Origin of the sequence: Micromonospora sp. NBRC 101691 (genome assembly GCF_030269285.1) — a bacterium.
GTDB lineage: Bacteria > Actinomycetota > Actinomycetes > Mycobacteriales > Micromonosporaceae > Micromonospora > Micromonospora echinospora.
Genome location: NZ_BSTB01000081.1, coordinates 1 through 255, shown reverse-complemented (window position 1 = coordinate 255; position 255 = coordinate 1). Strand labels below are relative to the sequence as shown.

The window sequence follows — 255 nt, the reverse complement described above, 5'->3', positions numbered from 1 at the left end:
ACGGGCGCTGCTGGAACAGGCCCTGCGAGTCGTGGTCGTTGCGGTCACCCAGATGACCCAGGTTCTCCAGCTTCGACTCCTGCAGGCTCGTCGCGATCGCGACCACGGCGGCCCGCTCGTCCATGCCCGCCTTCTTGGTGGCCTCGACGATGGCCTTCACGTTCGCGGTCTGCTCGGCGTTCAGCGGGATCCGCGACTGCGAACCCGGCTCACCGTGCGGCATCAACTTGCCCGTGTCGGGCTTCTCCGCCTGCA

The 255-nt window shown here is 67.8% G+C and carries 1 pseudogene; it reads right to left on the bottom strand.

Features of this window, described 5'->3' with window-relative positions:
- Positions 1-255 (bottom strand): annotated as a pseudogene (locus tag QSK20_RS32035) (hypothetical protein); the annotation flags it as partial.